The organism is Candidatus Enterococcus murrayae (assembly GCF_017315985.1).
Taxonomy (GTDB): domain Bacteria; phylum Bacillota; class Bacilli; order Lactobacillales; family Enterococcaceae; genus Enterococcus_A; species Enterococcus_A murrayae.
In genome coordinates this window covers 162327-183026 of record NZ_JAFLVR010000011.1, presented here as the reverse complement: position 1 = coordinate 183026, position 20700 = coordinate 162327, and the positions used below count along the sequence as shown (strand labels likewise).

The 20700-nt window shown below is 39.7% G+C and carries 15 protein-coding genes; 6 read left to right on the top strand and 9 right to left on the bottom strand.

Going from position 1 to position 20700, the window contains the following annotated elements; genetic code table 11:
• Positions 1-264: 264 nt before the first annotated feature.
• The 3 genes from JZO85_RS05740 to tgt all read right to left on the bottom strand — a co-directional run bounded on the left by JZO85_RS05740 (position 265) and on the right by tgt (position 3750).
• The gene (locus tag JZO85_RS05740; RefSeq protein ID WP_207107539.1) at positions 265-1872 is read right to left on the bottom strand and encodes an MSCRAMM family protein; all 1608 of its coding nucleotides are present in this window, start codon (positions 1870-1872) and stop codon (positions 265-267) included.
• 280 nt (positions 1873-2152) lie between these two features.
• The gene (gene yajC, locus JZO85_RS05735; protein WP_207107538.1) at positions 2153-2518 is read right to left on the bottom strand and encodes a preprotein translocase subunit YajC; all 366 of its coding nucleotides are present in this window, start codon (positions 2516-2518) and stop codon (positions 2153-2155) included.
• Between the two features lie 86 nt (positions 2519-2604).
• Complete coding sequence (gene tgt, locus JZO85_RS05730) at positions 2605-3750, bottom strand: tRNA guanosine(34) transglycosylase Tgt (protein WP_207107537.1); 1146 nt, start codon at positions 3748-3750, stop codon at positions 2605-2607.
• Between the two features lie 402 nt (positions 3751-4152).
• On the opposite strand from tgt, the gene adhE reads away from it, so the two are divergent.
• Positions 4153-6756 carry a bifunctional acetaldehyde-CoA/alcohol dehydrogenase gene (gene adhE / locus JZO85_RS05725; RefSeq protein WP_207107536.1) on the top strand — a complete coding sequence of 868 codons (2604 nt, stop codon included), beginning with the start codon at positions 4153-4155 and terminating at the stop codon, positions 6754-6756.
• A gap of 75 nt (positions 6757-6831) precedes the next feature.
• On the opposite strand, the gene JZO85_RS05720 is transcribed toward adhE, so the two are convergent.
• Positions 6832-9474 carry a cation-translocating P-type ATPase gene (locus JZO85_RS05720; RefSeq protein WP_207107535.1) on the bottom strand — a complete coding sequence of 881 codons (2643 nt, stop codon included), beginning with the start codon at positions 9472-9474 and terminating at the stop codon, positions 6832-6834.
• A 615-nt stretch (positions 9475-10089) separates the two neighbouring features.
• Complete coding sequence (gene queA, locus JZO85_RS05715) at positions 10090-11121, bottom strand: tRNA preQ1(34) S-adenosylmethionine ribosyltransferase-isomerase QueA (RefSeq protein WP_207107534.1); 1032 nt, start codon at positions 11119-11121, stop codon at positions 10090-10092.
• A gap of 465 nt (positions 11122-11586) precedes the next feature.
• Here queA and JZO85_RS05710 point away from each other — a divergent pair, with 465 nt between their 5' ends.
• The 4 genes from JZO85_RS05710 to JZO85_RS05695 are packed head-to-tail and all read left to right on the top strand — an operon-like array spanning position 11587 to position 14988.
• Complete coding sequence (locus tag JZO85_RS05710; RefSeq protein WP_207107533.1) at positions 11587-12759, top strand: betaine/proline/choline family ABC transporter ATP-binding protein; 1173 nt, start codon at positions 11587-11589, stop codon at positions 12757-12759.
• Between the two features lie 2 nt (positions 12760-12761).
• Positions 12762-13397, top strand: a complete 636-nt coding sequence (locus JZO85_RS05705) for an ABC transporter permease (RefSeq protein WP_207107532.1) — start codon at positions 12762-12764, stop codon at positions 13395-13397.
• 3 nt (positions 13398-13400) lie between these two features.
• A complete protein-coding gene (locus JZO85_RS05700; protein ID WP_207107531.1) occupies positions 13401-14318 on the top strand; it encodes an osmoprotectant ABC transporter substrate-binding protein in 918 nt (305 codons plus the stop codon).
• A gap of 7 nt (positions 14319-14325) precedes the next feature.
• Positions 14326-14988 carry an ABC transporter permease gene (locus JZO85_RS05695; protein WP_207107530.1) on the top strand — a complete coding sequence of 221 codons (663 nt, stop codon included), beginning with the start codon at positions 14326-14328 and terminating at the stop codon, positions 14986-14988.
• Between the two features lie 45 nt (positions 14989-15033).
• On the opposite strand, the gene JZO85_RS05690 is transcribed toward JZO85_RS05695, so the two are convergent.
• Positions 15034-16452, bottom strand: coding sequence for a glycoside hydrolase family 1 protein (locus JZO85_RS05690; protein ID WP_207107529.1), 1419 nt, complete (start codon positions 16450-16452; stop codon positions 15034-15036).
• A 17-nt stretch (positions 16453-16469) separates the two neighbouring features.
• Positions 16470-17780 (bottom strand): PTS sugar transporter subunit IIC, encoded by a 1311-nt coding sequence (locus tag JZO85_RS05685; protein WP_207107528.1) that lies wholly within the window; start codon positions 17778-17780, stop codon positions 16470-16472.
• Positions 17781-18014: 234 nt separating this feature from the next.
• Between JZO85_RS05685 and JZO85_RS05680 the strand changes: the two genes are divergently transcribed.
• Complete coding sequence (locus tag JZO85_RS05680; protein WP_207107527.1) at positions 18015-18740, top strand: GntR family transcriptional regulator; 726 nt, start codon at positions 18015-18017, stop codon at positions 18738-18740.
• A gap of 141 nt (positions 18741-18881) precedes the next feature.
• Here the strand turns inward: JZO85_RS05680 and JZO85_RS05675 are convergent, their stop codons facing one another.
• Positions 18882-19817 carry a sugar-binding transcriptional regulator gene (locus tag JZO85_RS05675; protein ID WP_207107526.1) on the bottom strand — a complete coding sequence of 312 codons (936 nt, stop codon included), beginning with the start codon at positions 19815-19817 and terminating at the stop codon, positions 18882-18884.
• Between the two features lie 40 nt (positions 19818-19857).
• Positions 19858-20664 (bottom strand): Cof-type HAD-IIB family hydrolase, encoded by an 807-nt coding sequence (locus tag JZO85_RS05670; RefSeq protein WP_207107525.1) that lies wholly within the window; start codon positions 20662-20664, stop codon positions 19858-19860.
• Positions 20665-20700: the final 36 nt, after the last annotated feature.

The window sequence follows — 20700 nt, the reverse complement described above, 5'->3', positions numbered from 1 at the left end:
TGTATCCTCCTAAAAATTTTTGTGTTACTTTTCACATACACATCATACAACACCGATAAACGTTTGTAAATAGTTTTTGTGATTTTTTTCACACCAAATATATTTATTAACAAATGCCATCATATCAACACTTAAAGAACATCTGTTTTTATGGTATTTTGAACTCATAAAAACGGTGTCAAAGAACTTTTTTCACAATTGTTTTTAGTAAAATAGTAAAAGAAGAAGCTGATCAGCAGAAAATTGCCGATCAGCCTCGTTTTTTTATCTTCTTTTTCGATACAACAGCATAACTCCTAGCAAACTATAGCCTAACACTGAAAGTAATCCACTTTCTATTGTCCCTGTTTTAGGATACTGCTTTTTTATGGAAGAAGATGTGGTTTTGCTTGTTTGTTCGTTGCTGGATTCTTTCGTTGTCTTTATTTCTTCCGAGGATGTCTGACTTACTGTAGACGTGTTCCCTTTTTTCGTATTCTCCTTTGTTAAGGTTATTACTTTTTTCTTCTTAGAGAAAGTAAAATTTATCGGTTCGCTGTCCAGCTCGTATCCTTCTGGCGCGCTCCTCTCTATCAAGGAATACTTTCCTATTGGCAAAGGATTAATGTGAAGCAGACCACTTTCATCCGTAATCAGTTTCCTACGAAGATACATTTTTTCACCTTGTTCATTGTTTAATTCAAATTCAGCACCTTGAAGTTTTTCCCCTGTTACTGAATCTATCTTAGTTAAATTGATTCCCTCCTCATTAGACCTCTCAGCAGTTTTTTCAGCAGAGGAAAAGGTTGCGGTCTTTTTAGGTGCCGTTTGATCAGCTCTTTGATTTGCGTCTGCATCTCCAATCACGATCTGTTTGTCTTCGTTTTTAATCTGAGGGATTGCTCTTCTAGGCACTTTCGCTAAATCATCCGGGAGCTGCTCCTTCAATGCTGTTTGATTGAATATCGTAAAACGGACCGTTTGATGATTTTCTATTTGATAATCATACTGGCCGCCTTCTCCGATACCACCAGTGATTACTGTTAGATACTCGGGATTAGGTATTTCACGAAGCAAGTAGCTATGATTATCCTTTAGAATCGAATACCATCCTGTCACACCAATATTTCCTTCAATTTTTTCTAAATAGCTTCCTTGAATTGTTTTACCTTTATAAAACACAATTTTGACTCTCTCACCTTTTTGAACTATTTTTCTTTCTGTGATTCCGTAAGCGATAGGTTGCTTTAAATTTGCTTTATCAACGATTACATATTCAAAATTTCTAGAATCTGTCAAACTGCCGACACCCGCTATCTGGGTCTCTGCTTGGATCCGTTCAGCAGCTTTGGGATTGAGCTCGGTGATTTTCAATTTTGGTATGTTCGCTGCTCCATTACCGCCAGCACTGATTCCCTCACCTGCTTTTATCGCTCTCATCTTAATTGCTAATTTGAAGTTTTTCAGCTCTATTTGATCAGCGCCATTTTCATTAATAGTTACTCTAAAATGATCTCCCATTAAAGAAACTTGTCCAATGACCTCCTCAGTCTCAGGTTCTTTCAGCTGTATCGGCGAGCGTTGCTCCTCCGCTTGAAAATAGCGTGCATCTGGCAAAGTAATGATAAATGTATCTCCTGAACTGATTTCATCCATTTCTTCTTGGGCGATTTTCAAAGAATAACTCACATGAATGCTATCATTCACCTGAATGGCATTTTCTTCTGAAAGCTTGCTTCCATCAGCCTTTATCAGTTCCATTCCCAGAATACTTATCTTATCTGTAATATCTTTTGCACCTGACGAGACTATCGGACGTACCATGACAACAGCGATCATACACGTACACATCAGGAAAAGAATCATACAGACAGCCACTCTATTTTTCTTCATTTCTTCCCCTCCAGTACCATCCTTTTCAGTTAAACACTCAACGATACTTTACTTCAGCTACTATTCTTGTTTTGCTACATCTATTCCATAAAATACTGCTCTTTTTATTTTCTCAAAATATTTATTAAAACAGAGGTGATTCTTGAAACTTTATATGCCCAATTTTTTACTCACACTAAGGAATCTGGTTTTTAAACGACATGCTGATTCATTATGACCACAAAAAAAGGCGCGTATAAATACGCACCTTCCTTAGACAATTTTAAGTAAGCTATCGCTCCTACTTATCGTCGGTTTTATCTTCTGGTTTTTCTTCAGTTACTTCTTCAGCAGCAATTGTTTCAGGCTCAACAACTTCTGTTTCCACAGGAGCTGCTGTCGGACCTACACCAGATTTGACAGTTCTAATTGAAGAACGGTCAAATACTAAGAAAATACCTTCACAGTCCAAGGTAACCGTCTTGTCGCTATTGTTGATTTCAGAGATTACACCGTGCAATCCGCCAATAGTTACGACCCCATCTCCTACTTTCATTGCATCTAATAAACTTTGACGCTCTTGCTGTTGTTTTTTCTGAGAACGGTTCATCATAAAGAACATCCCTAGCATCAACACAAGTAAGATAATCATTGAAAAGTTTCCCATTTTTAAATTTCCCCTCGCAATCTTAGTAATTCCACTTTTAACTGTAACAAAGTTTCCATTCTTACACTAGCGTTTTTATCTATCCTTTAAAAACTTTTTGCGTTTTGCTTGTTAAATCCGTATTCCTCGAAAAACGCTTGACGAAATTCCAATAAATTATCATCCATGATCGCTTGACGAACTTGTTTCATTAAATTGATCAAAAAGTATAGATTATGATAAGAGGTTAAGCGAATTCCAAAGGTCTCATCACAATGAATCAAGTGGCGAATATAAGCACGCGTGTAATTGCGGCAAGTATAGCAATCACATTTTTCATCTAACGGACGGAAATCATGAGCATACTTCGCATTTTTAACGACTAAACGCCCTGCAGATGTCATGCAGGTTCCGTTACGAGCAATACGTGTAGGTAATACACAATCGAACATATCAACACCGCGAATCACGCCATCAATCAATGAGTCAGCTGCCCCAACTCCCATTAAGTACCGAGGTTTGTTTTCTGGAATCAACGGAGTCGTGAACTCTAAGACGCGATTCATCTCTTCTTTTGGTTCTCCTACGGAAAGTCCGCCAATAGAATAGCCTGGAAAATCCATGCTAACTAAATCCTTGGCACTCTGACGGCGCAAATCCTCAAATCCGGCTCCTTGGATGATACCAAATAAGCCTTGTGTTGTGGGGTTAGCATGAGCTTTTAAGCCACGTTCGGCCCAACGAGATGTGCGTTCAACAGATTTTTTAACATAATCATAGCTTTCATCAAATGGCGGACACTCATCAAAGCTCATCATAATATCTGAGCCTAATTTGTTCTGAATATCAATCGCTTTTTCTGGCGACAAAAACATTTTTGAACCATTTAAGTGATTCTTAAAATGAACGCCCTCTTCGACGATATTTCGCATATCTGCTAAAGAAAAGACTTGGAAACCGCCAGAATCAGTTAAGATCGGCTGATCCCAGTTCATAAACTTGTGCAAACCGCCTGCTTCAGCAACTAAATCCTCTCCAGGACGCAGCCAAAGATGGTAGGTATTGCTCAAGATGATACCAGCACCCATTTCTTTTAATTCCTCAGGCGACATTGTTTTTACAGTCGCTAGTGTTCCCACCGGCATGAACATTGGTGTCGGGAACGTCCCATGGGGCGTAATAATCTCTCCAAGACGCGCTCCTGTATGTTTTTCTTTCTTTATTAAGCGATAAGAAATGGCAGGTTCTGTCATTTAATTTCCTACTTTCTTCTATATATGTATGTGTTTGCAACTTGTATCATGATACTGGTTTTAACCTGCTTTTGCAACTTTCTATTGGGGGTTTAAGACTTCTGTAAATTAAGAAGGCTCTTACTTGTTCAACAAAATACAAAGACAGCATTTTTTCATTATTTTCAAATAAATAAATCATCAATACATTTTACTGTTCAGTAATTTTTATAATTTCAAAATACCAGCTTTGCCCACAAAGACTATACCAAAATAGAATAACTAGAATAGTCCAACAAGTTATATCATTTAATTTTCACTTATAAAAAGCATTGTGAAATAAATATTTATTAAAATAAAGCGTTTACATATCTGGGTATACCAATTATGATGAATGTGTTAAAAAATATTAGGAGGGAAAAAATGGTTAAAGCAACTGACGAGAAAAAGAAAGAATCAATCGATGTTGAAGCCATGATCAATGAGCTGGCAACAAAGGGAAACGAGGCTTTAAAAGTTTTAGCACGCTTTGATCAAGAAAAAGTGGACCAAATTGTTCACGAAATGGCGATGGCCGCACTAGACAAGCATATGCTGTTGGCTAAGATGGCGGTAGAAGAAACCGGTCGCGGAATTATTGAAGACAAGGCGATCAAAAATATGTACGCTTCTGAATATATTTGGAACAATATCAAACAAGATAAGACCGCCGGGGTGATCTATGAGGACAAGCAAAAACATCTTGTTCAAATAGCTGAACCAGTAGGCGTTATTTGCGGTGTAACACCTACGACCAATCCAACATCGACTACTGTTTTTAAATCACTCATCGCGATCAAGACTCGGAATCCAATCGTCTTCGCCTTTCACCCAAGTGCGCAAAAGTGTTCTGCTGAAGCTGCTCGGATCGTACGAGATGCAGCAATCGCAGCAGGCGCTCCAGAAAACTGTATCCAATGGATTGAGCAGCCTTCGCTTGATGCAACCCAAGGCTTAATGAATCATCCAGGCATTGCGATCGTTCTAGCAACAGGCGGCGGAGCCATGGTGAAATCAGCTTACTCAACCGGAAAACCCGCTCTAGGTGTAGGTCCAGGAAACGTTCCATCATACATTGAAAAAACAGCCAATATAAAACGGGCAGTCAACGACTTACTTGTTTCAAAAACATTTGATAACGGTATGATTTGTGCCTCTGAACAGGCGGTGATCGTCGATAAGGAAATCTATGAAGAGGTGAAAAAGGAATTTCAGGCACATCAAGTCTACTTTGTTAAGAAAAACGAACTACGCCAGTTAGAAGCTGTCGTAATGAATGAAGGTAAATATGCCGTTAATCCCAAAATCGTCGGCCTATCTGCAAAAGCGATCGCTGATCTAGCCGGTATCGGCGTTCCAGAAGGAACAAAAATGTTAATAGCTGAAATTGATGGTGTCGGTCCTGATTATCCATTATCTCGTGAAAAATTATCTCCTGTTCTAGCAATGATTAAATCGAATAATACCGGGCACGGTCTTGATTTATCTGAAGCAATGTTAGAATTAGGCGGTTTGGGGCATACCGCAGTCATCCATACAGAAGATGCCAATGTTGAGTTGGATTTCAGTCTCCGTATGAAAGCCTGCCGGATCTTGATCAACTCCCCATCATCTGAAGGCGGTATCGGAGACATTTACAACGAGTTAATTCCATCACTCACATTGGGATGCGGTTCTTACGGAAAGAACTCTGTTTCTCATAACGTATCTGCCCTTGATTTGATCAATATCAAAACTGTAGCGAAACGGAGAAAAAACATGCAATGGTTTAAGCTTCCACCAAAAATCTATTTTGAAAAAAACTCTTTGTTGTATTTGGCTCAAATGGAAAATGTGGAACGCGTCATGCTTGTTTGTGATCCAGGAATGGTCCAATTTGGCTATGCCGATATTGTCAGAGAAGCTCTTGGAAGACGCAAAAATGATGTGAAGGTGGAGGTATTCTCTGACGTTGAACCAAATCCTTCAACTAATACCGTTTATAAAGGTTTGGAAATGATCATTAACTTCCAACCAGATACAATTATCGCCCTCGGTGGAGGATCTGCAATGGATGCAGCGAAAGGTATGTGGATGTTCTTTGAACACCCAGACACATCATTCTTTGGCGCGAAGCAAAAGTTCTTAGATATCCGGAAACGAACTTACGGTATCAAGCCGCCGGAAAAAACACAATTAGTCTGTATTCCAACAACTTCGGGTACAGGTGCTGAGGTTACGCCATTTGCCGTTATTACTGATAGTGAAACACACGTGAAATATCCTTTAGCCGATTATGCGTTGACACCAAATGTAGCGATTATTGATCCACAGTTTGTCCTAACATTGCCATCTTCAATCGCTGCTGACACTGGCATGGACGTGCTGACTCATGCAATCGAATCCTACGTCTCAGTAATGGCTTCAGATTATACTCGCGGATTAAGTTTGCAAGCAATCCAAATCGTCTTTGATTATTTAGAAAAATCTGTAAAAAATGGCGATGAGGAAGCTCGTGAGAAGATGCATAATGCTTCTGCTATGGCTGGTATGGCGTTCGCCAATGCCTTCCTAGGTATCTGTCACTCCATCGCTCATAAGATTGGCGGTGAATATGGGATTCCTCATGGACGTACGAATGCAATCCTATTGCCGCATATCATCCGTTACAATGCCAAAGATCCGCAAAAGCATGCGATGTTCCCTAAATACGACTACTTCCGTGCTGATTCAGATTATGCGAATATCGCGAAATTCCTAGGTCTAAAAGGAAAAACAACGGCGGAATTAGTTGAAGCTTTAGCTGCTGCTGTATATGAGTTAGGCGTATCGGTCGGGATCGACATGAGTTTAAAAGCTCAAGGTGTGACACAGGAAAAACTAGCTTCAACAGTTGACCGAATGGCTGAACTAGCTTACGAAGACCAATGTACGACAGCAAACCCTAAGGAACCATTAATTAGTGAACTAAAAGAAATAATCGTTACTTGTTACGATTACCAACCATAAATAATAGACGGCAAAAAAACTTCGATGATTGCGTTGAATCATCGAAGGTTTTTTTATTCATGGCTTGAATATGCTTTAAATATTTTCTGGATCTACTTCTGGCGCTTTATGGAATTTAATCAGCTCATTCACGATGATTGGTACAATCGAAAGCAAGATTGCAATAATCCAATGATTCATACTGATTGGCACTAAATAAAATAACTCTTGGGTTTGTGGAATCAAAGCAATTGCCGTCGTAATACCCAAAGCTAACCAAGCCATTTGGGCCAATGATTTATTCGTTGCCAAATCAATTTTGAAAATAGATTTGCTGCTTCGTACATTAAAAACATGCAGGATAGAAGAATATGCTAAGACTAAGAATGCTACAGTTTGCCCGACTTCTGAGCTTGGTGGTGTAAAGTAGCTAATGTGCTCAACAAATGCTCCTACGTAAAAACCAAGCAAAGTAACTACCGTAAAGACTGCTGCATTCAAGCCAATCCTTTTCCATAATCCGCGCGCAAAGATGCCTTCATCACGAGGGATCGGGGTTTCATCCATGATACCAGCCTCTGCCGGTTCTCTCCCTAAAGCAAAACCTGGCAATCCATCCGCTACTACATTAACAAACAATAGTTGAACTGCAGTAAATGGCGCGCCCCAGCCTAGCAGCATCGCAATGACTACGATAAAAATTTCTGAAATATTACAGCTCAATAAAAAGTTGATCGCTTTGCGTATTCCCTGGTAAACGGAGCGCCCACGTGCTACTGCATCAACGATCGTCGCAAAATTGTCATCAGTCAGAACCATATCAGCAGCACCTTTTGCTACGTCCGTTCCAGTAATCCCCATGGCACATCCAACGTCGCTTGCCTTTAAAGCTGGCGCATCATTGACTCCATCACCTGTCATAGCTACAACTGCACCTGTACGCTGCCAAGATTTAACGATACGAATTTTATCTTCTGGCGTCACTCGCGCATAAACAGATAAATCTTTAACGCGGCCGTCTAACTCGTCATCGCTCATTTTTTGCAACTGGGCACCAGAAATTGCCTCTTTACGGCTCTTCATGATTCCTAATTCTTTCGCAATAGCTCCGGCAGTAACTACATGGTCGCCGGTAATCATCACTGTTTTGATGCCTGCCTTTTTAGCACGTGCAATCGCCGCCTTTGATTCTGGACGCGGCGGATCGATCATACCAATCAGCCCCATCAAACGCAGATTTTTTTCCAACGCTTCTGGAGTGATTTCCTTTGGTTCTTCTTCATGGATAGCATAGCCCACAGCAATAACTCGCAAGGCTTTCTTCCCAAATCGATCATTGACAATAGCGGCCTGATCAACATCTCCATAATGGAATTTTGGCAATAATACATCAAAAGCGCCTTTAGTAATAGAGATAAATTTCTTTCCACGCTTATGTACAGTCGTCATCATTTTTCGATCAGAATCGAAAGGAATCTCACCAATTCTCGGATATTTTTCTTCCAGCTCAGCTTTTGTATGATAATTTTCTTCTACCGCGCGAACGATCGCCGCCTCTGTGGGATTTCCCTTGATCTCTAACTCATTGTCATCATTCTCCACCATAACATCGGTACACAAAGCAGCAATGCTTAGAACCTCCATCGCTTCCTCTGTCATACCTTCCTCAGTATCAACAACAGAATCCCCGTGAGTCCAAACTCGACGAACGCGCATTTTATTCTGCGTCAATGTGCCAGTTTTATCGGAACAAATTACATTTGCTGATCCTAATGTTTCTACGGCTGGTAATCTGCGAATAATCGCATTTTTCTGCGCCATCTTCTGCACACCATAGGCTAATGTCAAGGTTACAATAACAGTCAATGTTTCAGGAACAGCAGCAACCGCCAAGGAAATCGCAGTGATAAACATGTCTAACATTGGTTCGCCTTGCATCTCTCCAATGAAAAACACAAAAGCCGCAGCTGCCAAAGCGATCAAACTAATTCGTTTTCCTAACTGATTTAATCGTTTTTGCAGAGGTGTTTTTTGGTTTTCATCACTATTTAAAAGACCAGCAATTTTTCCCATTTCAGTTTTCATGCCTGTCGCGGTAACAATCGCCTTTCCGCGACCATTTACTACCGTTGACCCTTTGTACAGCATATTTAGACGATCACCTAAAGCAGCTCCATCCTCACCTATGTATTCAGGATCCTTCATAACCGGTTCGCTTTCACCCGTCAAGGCAGATTCCTCTACTCGTAATTGTGAAGCTTCTATGATCCTGGCATCTGCAGTAATCATTGAACCCGATTCGAGCAGTAATGTATCTCCCGGCACCAGTTCTTCCGCATCGATCTCCTCTTGCTTTCCATCCCGCATGACAGTGGCTGTCTGCTTATTCATATCTTGCAGCGCCAACAATGCTTTTTCTGCATTTCCTTCCTGCACGATAGCCAAAACTGAATTGATTACAACGATCGCGATAATTAAAAAGCTTTCGAAATAATCCCCATGATCAGTCGCTATTGCAGTATAAAGAGAAATAACTGCTGCAACCAATAAGATGATCGTCGTGAAATCTGTCAGACTATGAAAGAATTTTTTTGTCAGCGATTCCTTCGCAGCCTCTTCAAACTTATTTTTACCGTTATTTTTTATTTGATCCTTCACTTTTATCCCCGTCAAACCATTAGTCAAATCGGCATCATATTCACTAATAACGGTCTCTACTTTCTCTTTGTAGGGTTCCATCCCACTCCTCCTTTTGTTATAAAAAACCTGTCTATATTTTTACTATAACACAGAAAAGTAGATGAACTCAAAGCATACACCTTGTCTTTTCGTCAAAAAGAAACAAATTTGAACATTCAAAATAACTAGGTGTAATCGCTTCCAAATTAGATTCAAGTGTGCTATATTATAGATACAAGGAAGGAGGAACTTAGATCATTCGAAGGATTTCTCGATAAGAAAGTAGAAAAAAGTAAACAGTAAAATTGTTAGTAATACAGGATTCACCAAAAAGTTGTCAAGAGTGTACGTGTGAAGTATTTCCTTATAAATAGTGAATGCGTATCCGAGGTTGAGTAGTACATCAAACACACAAGTAAAAAGATACGTAAGTAAGAAAAGTTTCTTAAAACTGAATAAAAGTGAAAACGTAGTAAAAACAAATATTTATGTTTATAGTCAAGAAATTCATGTAATACTTTGCATGTATCATAAAAAGTAATATAAATTCGAATGAACTAATCCTTCCGATATTCTAAGAGCCAGGCAATCGAGAGCCTGGCTTTTTTGTTTGCACTCGATTTGACCATCATTACAAAGAAAAGTCAACGAAATATTCCGTTGACTTTCCTTCTGCTATTTTACAAACATTGCATCGCCAAAACTAAAAAAACGATAGCGTTCTTCAATTGCATGCTGATAAGCAGCTAATGTCTTTTCACGTCCAGCAAAGGCACTCACTAACATCACCAAAGTGGATTTTGGCAAATGAAAGTTTGTTGAAAAGGCTTGGACAATTTTAAACTCATAGCCAGGTGTGATAAAAATATCTGTCCAGCCACTATCCGCTCGAATCTCACCATCAAATTTTGTCCCAATGGTTTCTAACGTACGAATTGACGTGGTTCCAACAGCAATGATTTTTCCGCCATTATCACGGACCTCATTCAGTTGCGTTGCGGCCTCCTCCGTCAAACGGTAAAATTCACTGTGCATCTGATGTTCCGAAATATTATCCACACTGACTGGACGAAATGTGCCTAATCCGACATGCAGTGTCAGGTAGACGAGCTTCACGCCTTTAGCAGCGATTTTCTCTAATAACTCTGGTGTAAAGTGTAAACCGGCAGTTGGCGCCGCTGCGGAACCATTCTCCTTCGCGTAAACCGTTTGATAGCGTTCAGGATCTTCCAAGCGTTCCTTTATATAAGGCGGTAACGGCATTTCACCTAATGACTCAAGATTTTCTAAAAAGATTCCTTCATAAGAAAATTCTACGATCCGTCCACCGTGTTCCAGTTCCTTCTTCACTTCTGCTCGCAATCGACCGTCACCAAAAACGATCTGAGTACCTACCTTAGCCCGGCGCGCAGGCTTAATCAATGTTTCCCATTCGTCCCCTTGCGTGTTGTTTAACAATAGTACTTCTAAATGGCCTCCGGTTTCTGGCTTCTCGCCATACAAACGAGCCGGTAAAACTCGTGTATCATTCATCACTAAAGCATCCCCAGAATGCAATTCATCAATGATCTCATCAAAATGTTTATCTGCAATTTGACCAGTTTCCCGATCTAAAACCAATAAACGCGAACTATCACGCTTTTCTAGAGGGGTTTGGGCAATTAATTCTTCTGGCAAATCGAAATCAAAATCTTCTGTAGTTAACATAGCTTCTCCTCTTTTCCTCGGCTATTCTATCATGGGAAGCATACAAAGAAAAGTCTGTTGCTGTTCATTCAAGCTTGCCATCAAATTAAAAAAGTTCTCATTTTTAGGAAAATTTTCCTGTGAATCTATAAAATCGTTTTTTTAATTCTTCTATTTCTACCACTACATGTAAAATTAGGTGATAAAAGATTAATATAAAAGTTATTTTATCCTCCTTAAAAAGGAGCATACTTTTTTTGAAAATGACTACAAACGAGCGACTCATTTGCTTTTTAAACTCTTCTTGTAGCATACTAAAATTATAAGTCTGTTAAATTTTTTACATTTAAGATACCAAAATCCCACTTAAATGATGAATTTCGTGAATTCATACTATGGATATCGACTTTTTTGAGTGAATGACCGTCCGTCCAGCTTTCGCGTTAGTAAAATTTGACAGACAAAACAGGAATAGGAGTGCAAAAAATGATTGAGTTTGACCACGTTTCTAAGATTTATAATGGAAACAAAGTAGCAGTTGAAGACATCAACCTCTCTTTTGATAAAGGAGAATTCATTTGTTTGATTGGTACCAGCGGCAGCGGAAAAACAACGACCATGCGAATGATCAATCGAATGATCGATCCGACAAAGGGAACGATCAAGATCAACGGTGAAGACATCCAAAAGAAAAATCCCGTTGAATTACGTCGTCAGATTGGTTACGTCATTCAAAATATCGGACTAATGCCACATATGACGATCCGCGATAACATTACTCTTGTACAGCGTTTGCTAAAAATAGACAAAGAAGAACAAAACAAAACGGCAGAAAAAATGATCGATTTAGTCGAGCTGCCGCGCGATATGCTGGATCGTTATCCTCATGAATTATCAGGTGGACAACAGCAGCGAATCGGTGTCGTTCGTGCACTTGCTGCTGACCAAGATGTCATTTTGATGGATGAACCTTTTGGTGCTCTTGATCCAATCACCCGTGACTCTTTGCAGGATCTTGTGAAAGACTTACAAGAACGTTTAGGCAAAACCATCGTTTTCGTTACTCATGACATGGACGAAGCGCTGAAATTAGCTAACCGAATCGCTATCATGGACAATGGGAAAGTGATTCAATTTGATACACCAGAAAATATCTTACAGCATCCAGCAAATGAGTTTGTAGAAGAACTTTTAGGCGAAGATCGTTTGCTGCAGGCAAAACCGGATACAACAACGGTTGGCGAAATCATGATGCATACTGCCGTTTCAATTACACCGGAAAAGAGCTTGCAAAACGCAATTCGCTTGATGCGGGAAAAACGGGTAGATACATTATTAGTAGTAGATGAGGACAATGTCTTAAAAGGCTTTGTAGATGTTGAAACGATTGATCGTGAGCGTCGGCGTGGGAAAGCTACCAGCATCGGTGATATTATCAATCCGAAAGTCTTCTATGTAAAAGAGGCTGCTTTAGTACGTGATAGTTTGCAGCGGATTCTAAAACGCGGAGTAAAATATGTCCCTGTAGTAGATGACAGCAATCATCTTGTCGGTATCTTAACGAGAGTGTCACTAGTGGATATCATCTATGATGTGCTTTGGGGCGAGGAAGATACTTTCGGAGATGCAGCTGAGAGCATAACCAGTGAGGAGGCGTAATCATGCAAGCATTCATCAATGAATATGGTGGGCAAATGCTGACAAAGAGCGCTGAACATTTATATATATCTGCCATTGCTTTAGGTCTTGGGATTTTAGTCGCCGTTCCTTTAGGCATCGTCCTAACGCGACTGCCGAAAATCGCAAACTTCGTGATTGGAATTGCCAGCGTTTTACAAACAGTTCCTTCACTAGCATTATTGGCCTTAATGATCCCTTTCTTTGGAGTAGGAAAATTTCCTGCGATTATTGCCCTGTTCATTTATTCACTATTACCAATTCTGCGAAATACTTTTATCGGAATGAAGAATGTCGATCGGAATTATCGTGACGTCGCTAAAGGAATGGGAATGACTAATCTGCAATCAATCTTTACTGTCGAATTGCCAATCGCCATTCCAACGATCATGGCTGGGATTCGTTTGGCTGCTGTATATGTTATCGCATGGGCAACTCTAGCTTCCTACATTGGAGCAGGCGGCCTAGGTGATTTAATTTTCAGTGGATTAAACAACTTCCAACCGCCTTTGATTCTTGCTGGAACTGTGCCTGTCATCTTAATGGCGTTGATTGTTGACCTATTATTAGGTTTCTTAGAAGACCGTATGACTCCAGCAGCACTAAGGGGGGAGGAGTAAAGCATGAAAAAAATAAAAATGCTCGCCTTACTCGGCCTGTCGCTTCTATTTTTGAGCAGCTGTTCTTTTCCTGGTCTAGCTTCTAACGATAGTGAAAATACAATCGGGATCACCGGAGGAATTACTTCTGAGACACAAATTTTGGCAAACATTGTTTCAGGAATGGTCAAGCATTACACAGACCTAGATACGACAATTATCAATAATCTGGCAACTACGACCATCAATCATCAAGCTATGATGAACCAGGATGCGTCAATTTCGGCTGCCCGTTATACCGGAACGGATTTAACGACTACTTTGGGGCTGCCAGCAGAAAAAGACCCTAAAAAGGCTTTTGATACAGTTAAAACAGAATTTGAAAAACGATATCATCAAACCTGGTTTTCTTCCTATGGCTTTGATAACACCTATGTTTTTCTAGTTCGTAAAGACACTGCTGAAAAATACAACTTGAAAAAGGTCAGTGATTTGAAAAAGCATGCCGGCGAATTAAAAGCAGGTGTTGATACTGCTTGGATCACGCGCGAAGGTGATGGCTATGATGGGTTTAAAGAGACCTATGGATTTGAATTCTCATCGATCCTACCAATGCAGATCGGCCTGGTATATGATGCCGTTGATGCGGGAAAAATGGATATTGTTCTAGGGTATTCGACCGATGGACGGATTGCCAGCTATGATCTTGTCATGTTAGAAGATGATCTACATTTCTTTCCGCCTTATGATGCCGCAGCCATTGCCTCTGATGAGGTCTTGAAGAAGAATCCTAAGATCCGTACAGCTTTGAAACGGTTAGAAGGAACCATTACTACGAAAGAAATGCAGAAACTGAACTATCGTGCCGATAATGATTTAGTAGAGCCTTCTGTTATTGCCGAAGAATTTCTAAAACAACACAATTATTTCGAAAAGGAGTGAGCCGAAAATGGAAAACATGAATACGTTCCAACAATTTATTGATTATTTCCAAACAAATGGTGCCTATGTTTTCAGTCAATTTGTGCGTCACTTCCTGATTTCGATCTATGGGGTGCTGTTTGCAGCAATCGTGGGGATTCCAATCGGTATCTTCATTTCAAAACATTATAAATTGGCTAACTGGGTGATTCGAATTGCTAACGTTATTCAAACAATTCCTTCCCTAGCTATGATCTCGATTTTAATGATCGGTTTGGGATTAGGTGTCAATGTTGTCATTTTAACAGTCTTTCTGTATTCATTATTGCCAATCATCAAAAATACCTATACTGGGATGCGTCAGGTTGACAAAAATGCCTTAGACGTTGGTACCGGAATGGGAATGACGTCATGGCAGCGCCTATATATGATTGAGCTGCCACTTTCCGTATCAGTCATCATGGCTGGTATTCGAAATGCCTTAGTAGTTGCTATTGGTATTACAGCAATTGGGGCATTTGTTGGTGCAGGCGGTTTAGGCGATATCATTATCCGCGGAACCAACGCAACAGACGGCACTTCCTTGATTTTAGCTGGAGCATTACCTACAGCTTTAATGGCGATTATGACTGACTGGATTTTAGGAATCGTAGAACGTAAATTAGATCCAGCTACTAAAACAAGTAAATAAAAAAAATCTTCAAATCATCTAACCATGATTTGAAGATTTTTTCGTTTATTTAAACACGGCTATATCATCAATGAACAATTTCCGTTCATCAATTAACGAGCGATACCAAAATGCTGATTTTTTTAACGATCGTGTTCGCTGCTTATCTAATTCAATCCGAACTAATCCATAGCGATTTTTAAAAGCGTTCATTGGGGAAACGCAATCGGTAAACGCCCACAGCATGTATCCTTCACATGTCGAGCCATCTTCAATGCCTCGCAGCAAATGATAAAGATGCTGTGAAATGAAGTCGATCCGATAATCGTCCTGTACGATACCTTCCTTATTTTTGTATAATTCCTCCTGCTCTCGTCCCATTCCATTTTCCGTAATCAGCCACGGTATTGCCCGATAATTATTTTTTAGATACATCGACATATCGTACATAATCTCCGGATAAATTTCCCAGCCACGTGAGTTATTCATTCGCTTTCCAGGTAGATCGAATGATTCATAATATTTTTCTGGATGGAACGGAGTTTGATCATTCCATTTATATCTAGGCGCTCGCACTCGTTTAGGATAATATTGATTGATCCCAAGGAAATCAACAGGATTGTTCTTAATGACCGCAAGTTCCTCAGCGGTCGGATCAAAATAAATTCCATGCTCTTTACAGATATCAATCAATTCTTCAGAATATTCTCCATTGATCATTGGATCAAAAAAAATTCGATTAAAAAATAAATCATACATTTTTGCCGCATTCTGATCTTCTGGGGAACTGGAGCGTGGATAAACCATTTCCGGATTCAAGATACACCCGATCCGTCCGTCGTTTTGTTTTTTATGATAAAGGTCAACTGCTCTAGCAGTCGCCAAAGCTTTATGATAATTCCACAGCATCCATTTTTTGGTATTCTGCTCATGCGGCCAGCGAACAGCATCTAAGTAGCATCTCGTCTGTACAACGATTGGTTCATTAAATGTAAACCAATTTTTTACTCGATTACCATAGCGCTCAAAAGCGATTTGTGCGTATTGGACATAAAGCTCTAAAACATGCTTAGAAGACCAGCCGTCATATTTATCCATCAAGTATTTTGGCACTTCATAATGTTCCAAACAGATCATTGGCTCAACTCCTGCTTCAATCTGTTGATCAATAACCGTGTCAATGTGTTTTGCATATTCCTCATCTACGATTAAATTCTCGTAATCCGTAAAAAATCGTGACCAGTTAATTGACGTTCTGTAATGGGTTAAGTGAATTTCTTTCATCAAGGCAATATCTTTATCATAATTTTCTATGAAATTTGTCGCTACCCCCGGACCGTACCCTTCATGCCATACAAATCGTTCATTTTTATACCAGCTATCAATAAAGGAATCTTGCCCTTCCCTCTTGCCTTTCCAGCCTTCTGTTTGCCATGCAGATGATGCTGCTCCAATCACAAAATCTTTCGGTATTGAAATTTCCATTATTTTCCCTCCTGCTATTAGGCGGCCTCTGAAGCTGCTCTATTTGATATTTTTACAAATGGTAAATAGATCAAAATCGATACGATAATACAAATAATTTGCGTTATTACGGCCCCAATATCACCAGCGGTTGCAAGGTAGGCGTTCACGATCGGCGGCATGGGCCAAGGAACCATGACTACTGCCTTCGCAGCAAACCCCAATGATGTCGCAATATAGCCGATTGTTCCCGTTATTAAAGGCGTCGCAATAAAAGGAATTGCTAAAATAGGATTTAACATAATAGGCATGCCGAATATAACTGGCTCATTTATATTGAAAAGCCCTGGAGCGAAGGACAGCTTCGTGATTTCTCGCATGTCATCACGTTTGCCTACAAGAAAAATCGCAATCAAGAGACCGATCGTTACTCCTGATCCTCCCATACTCATGTACATGTCCCAGAATGGCATGGTAATAATATTGGGAATCTCCTTACCTGCTTCAAAAGCCTCTGTATTCACAGCAATCGCGGCCAGCAGCAAAGGTTCTCGGACTGGTTTCACCATTTGATTTCCGTGTATTCCGATTACCCAAAATACTTGAGCGATAAACATCAACAGCAGGATTCCCGGTAATCCTTGGACGATTCCTTCTAACGGTCGCTGAACGATATTATAAATAATGTCATAGGCATACATGCCCGTCACAGCTTTTATGGCAAATCCTATTGTCGCAATACCTGATACCGTTAATATTGTAGGAAACAACGCTGAAAAACTTTCCGACACATTTCCCGGTACCGTATCCGGCATCTTTAATTTAAGACGTTCCTGTCGACCTAACCAGCAATACAGCTCTATCGAAGCAATGGCTACAAACATTCCCAGAAAAAGACCTTTAGTATCTGTATATTGTTTTGCCAGAACATTCTCTGCTATAACATTGATATTATCTGCATTTACAAATTCATATACGAAAGGATTGACGGATAGATAACTCATTACCGCAATCACTCCTGGAAAAACACCTCTCACATTGTTTAGCTTAGCTAATTCAATGCCGATAAGAAAAACTGCATAAATTGTTAAAAAACTTAATGTAACATAGCTAACAGCGGATGATATGGGCTTTAATTCTGCTAAAAAGCCCAATGCGCTGATTTTTGCCAATCCATTCTCATTATCAAAAATCATTGCTGAAAATAAGGTGCCGAATGCCCCAGTTATGATGACAGGAATCAATGAAGCAAAAGCATTCTTGATTACCATGATGTAGCGAAGCGAATTTACTTTCGTTGCAAAATTTCCAAGGACCTCAGTCAGTTTCCCCATAAAACCATTTTCCATAATACTCCTCCTCGCGAATGTCGCTCTCTTTCCTTAGTGGTTTTCAACTATGATATACTCTTCTTACAACTTACGATAAAAGTTGTGGATCAGAGCAATTTAATGCATTTGCAATCGATTACATTGCTAATCTAATACAGCTTTATAGATTTGTAAACTCAAACTCATTTTTTCGAAAAAGTTGTAAACCTCTATCTTTTCAAATCATATTTTTATCTTTTTAAGGAGAAGAAAATGGCATTTTATCAAGATATCGCGGTTGATTTACGGAAAAAAATTATTGATGGTGTTTATCCAAAAGAATCCAGACTGCCGAATCAAGCAGAATTGGCAAAACTTTATCAGACGAGCCGAGTAACGATTCAAAAATCCTTGAAAATTTTGCAACTAGAAGGGTTGATAGAAGGTAAACAAGGTTCTGGTTCTTTTGTAAAAGGTCCTGAATCTGTTTATGATTATGACGCTAGTATTTATGGCGGCATGACAAAAAAGCTCGGCCATTTAGGTCAGCTAGACAGCAAAATTATCTCATTCGATGTGACCTTTCCAAGTGAAAAGGAACAAGAAAAATTGAAGATCAGTAAAAATGATCCAGTCTATGATATTATTCGTCTACGCATGCTTGATGGTGAACCCTTAGCCATTGAATACACCGTTATGCCGGTACTGCTGATTCCCGGGATAACCGAAGAAATCTTAAAAAAATCGATCTACCAATACATTCAAGAAAACTTGCATTTAACATTCGGTCAATCTCATCGCAGGATCAAAGCAGACAAACCGGATCACTATGACATTGAGTATCTTCATTGCCAAAGCGATGATCCAGTTCTAGAAATCGAACAAACCGTCTACTTAGCAAACGACACCCCCTTTGAATATTCACAGACAAGACATCGGTATGACAAAGGAGACATCACCATCGTAAACCAATCAAGCAGACACAATTATCAGTTGTAAAGTTTTTATTTAACAAATTTATCTCAATAAATAAAACCCTTTTTCTTCAATTTAAAGAAAAAGGGTTTTAACTATTCTGGATATTTTATGAAACAATATAGCGGTCATTTTCCCACGATTACGGACACACTCTAATTAATACTAGCTGCTCAGCAATTCATAGCCAACTTCTTCATCACAGATCAGAACATTAATCAATTTTCCATTAATCGCCCCTAATGTTGCCGTTGCTCGTTTCTTCGAACAAACTGCTCCGATACTGATTGGCGCTAAGCGTAACGAGTCCAAGCCGCTAGAAATCGGAAATTGATTGCGGTATTGGATTTCTTTTCCTTCAATATCAAAGGCCCGGCCAATCATCGTTCCTACAGCACCTTCAGCAACCAAATCGTTGAGATCGCGGTTATCTAAAATGCCTGAGGAAACTAAAGTATTGCGTGTTGTTTCAATATTTCCAATTCCGCTAAATGCTACATCGATTTTTCGACCAAGCGAAATATTCAAATCAATTTGCGGCTGTGCCAATAATTCTTCTTGCAGTTTCCGCGAATTAACAAAAGCAGGTGCATTAAAAAATTCATGCCGACCATCTAACTTCTGCGCCAATCGAAAAACCAATTCATTTCCATCCATGACAGTCCGGTTGGGTCCCAAGCTTCCAGTCAATTGGACCACATGAACATTTTTTAACTCATGATCCGGGAAATTCTTCACCATTTTTTCAACGGTTGCTCCCCATGAGATCCCAAGTATTTTCTCATTGGCCAATACACCGTTGATATAATCTGCAGAAGCCTTTCCCACGTTGTCTAAATCATAGTCATATTCGCCTAATCCTTTCACAACGATGACTTCCAACAGATCAAACTTTTCTTTTAACTGCATCATCAGTGTGTTATTGCGCTCGAAAGGTGCTTCGATCGAGATTTTGACAATCTGTTTTTCTCGTGCTTCCTCCAGCATTCTGGAAATGGATGGACGTGATACCCCAATTATTTTCGCAATATCATTTTGGTTCATCCTATCTAAATAATACAGTTCTGCTACTTTTAATAATGTAGAAATATCATTCGCCATTTTTTCCTCCTAGTTCAAATACTGGTCAGACATCCTATAGTCATGTAATAAAATTATCGATAATCTCCAACGCCTTTACTACGCCGTCTTCATCATTCGTTGGGCAGTGCCACCGAGCCGCCTGCTTTAATTCGGTTGTGGCATTTCCCATAGCGATCGATTGTGAAAATCGTTTAAACGACGAGAGATCATTTCCATTATCGCCAACAACAAACACCTGTTTATCAGAAATACCATAATAGTTAGCCAGTTCAGCTAAAGCATTCCCCTTGCTAACATTTTTCTTAGCAAATTCAATCATGGTCGGGTATCCTTGAACACATGAATAATGCTGAGAAAAACGCTGCTCTATCTTCCTTTTATTCTGTTTAATTATATCGGGGTTATCACAAATAAGCAATTTGGAATATTTATCTATTGGATCAAGTTCGCTAATTGGACAAACTCGCAGTTGATTATTGGTTAAAAAACAAAATTCCAATGTGCCAAGATTTATAACTGGAAATGCAGTGGTCGCTCCGCAGTCATTCACCGCAATGCAGGTTAATCCATTTTTACGGCAATAATCTGTCAGCTCTCGATACACTTCAACATCAAGCAGTTCCTCCGTAAGCTTCTGTCCGCGGCCATTTTGAATAACCGCACCATTCGACGTAATATGATAATCATCCGCGATACCTGTGCTTTGAGCATGGGGCAATACCCCTGACATTGGACGGCCAGAACAAAAAGCAAATCGATACCCTGCACATTCTGTTCTTTGTCGAATCGCCTCCATAACCTTTTCCGTTAGCTTTCCGTTAGAATCGAGTGCTGTACCATCAAGATCTAAAGCAATTAAAATCATCAGGATTTCCTTTCAAAAAAAGACTGGACATTCCTA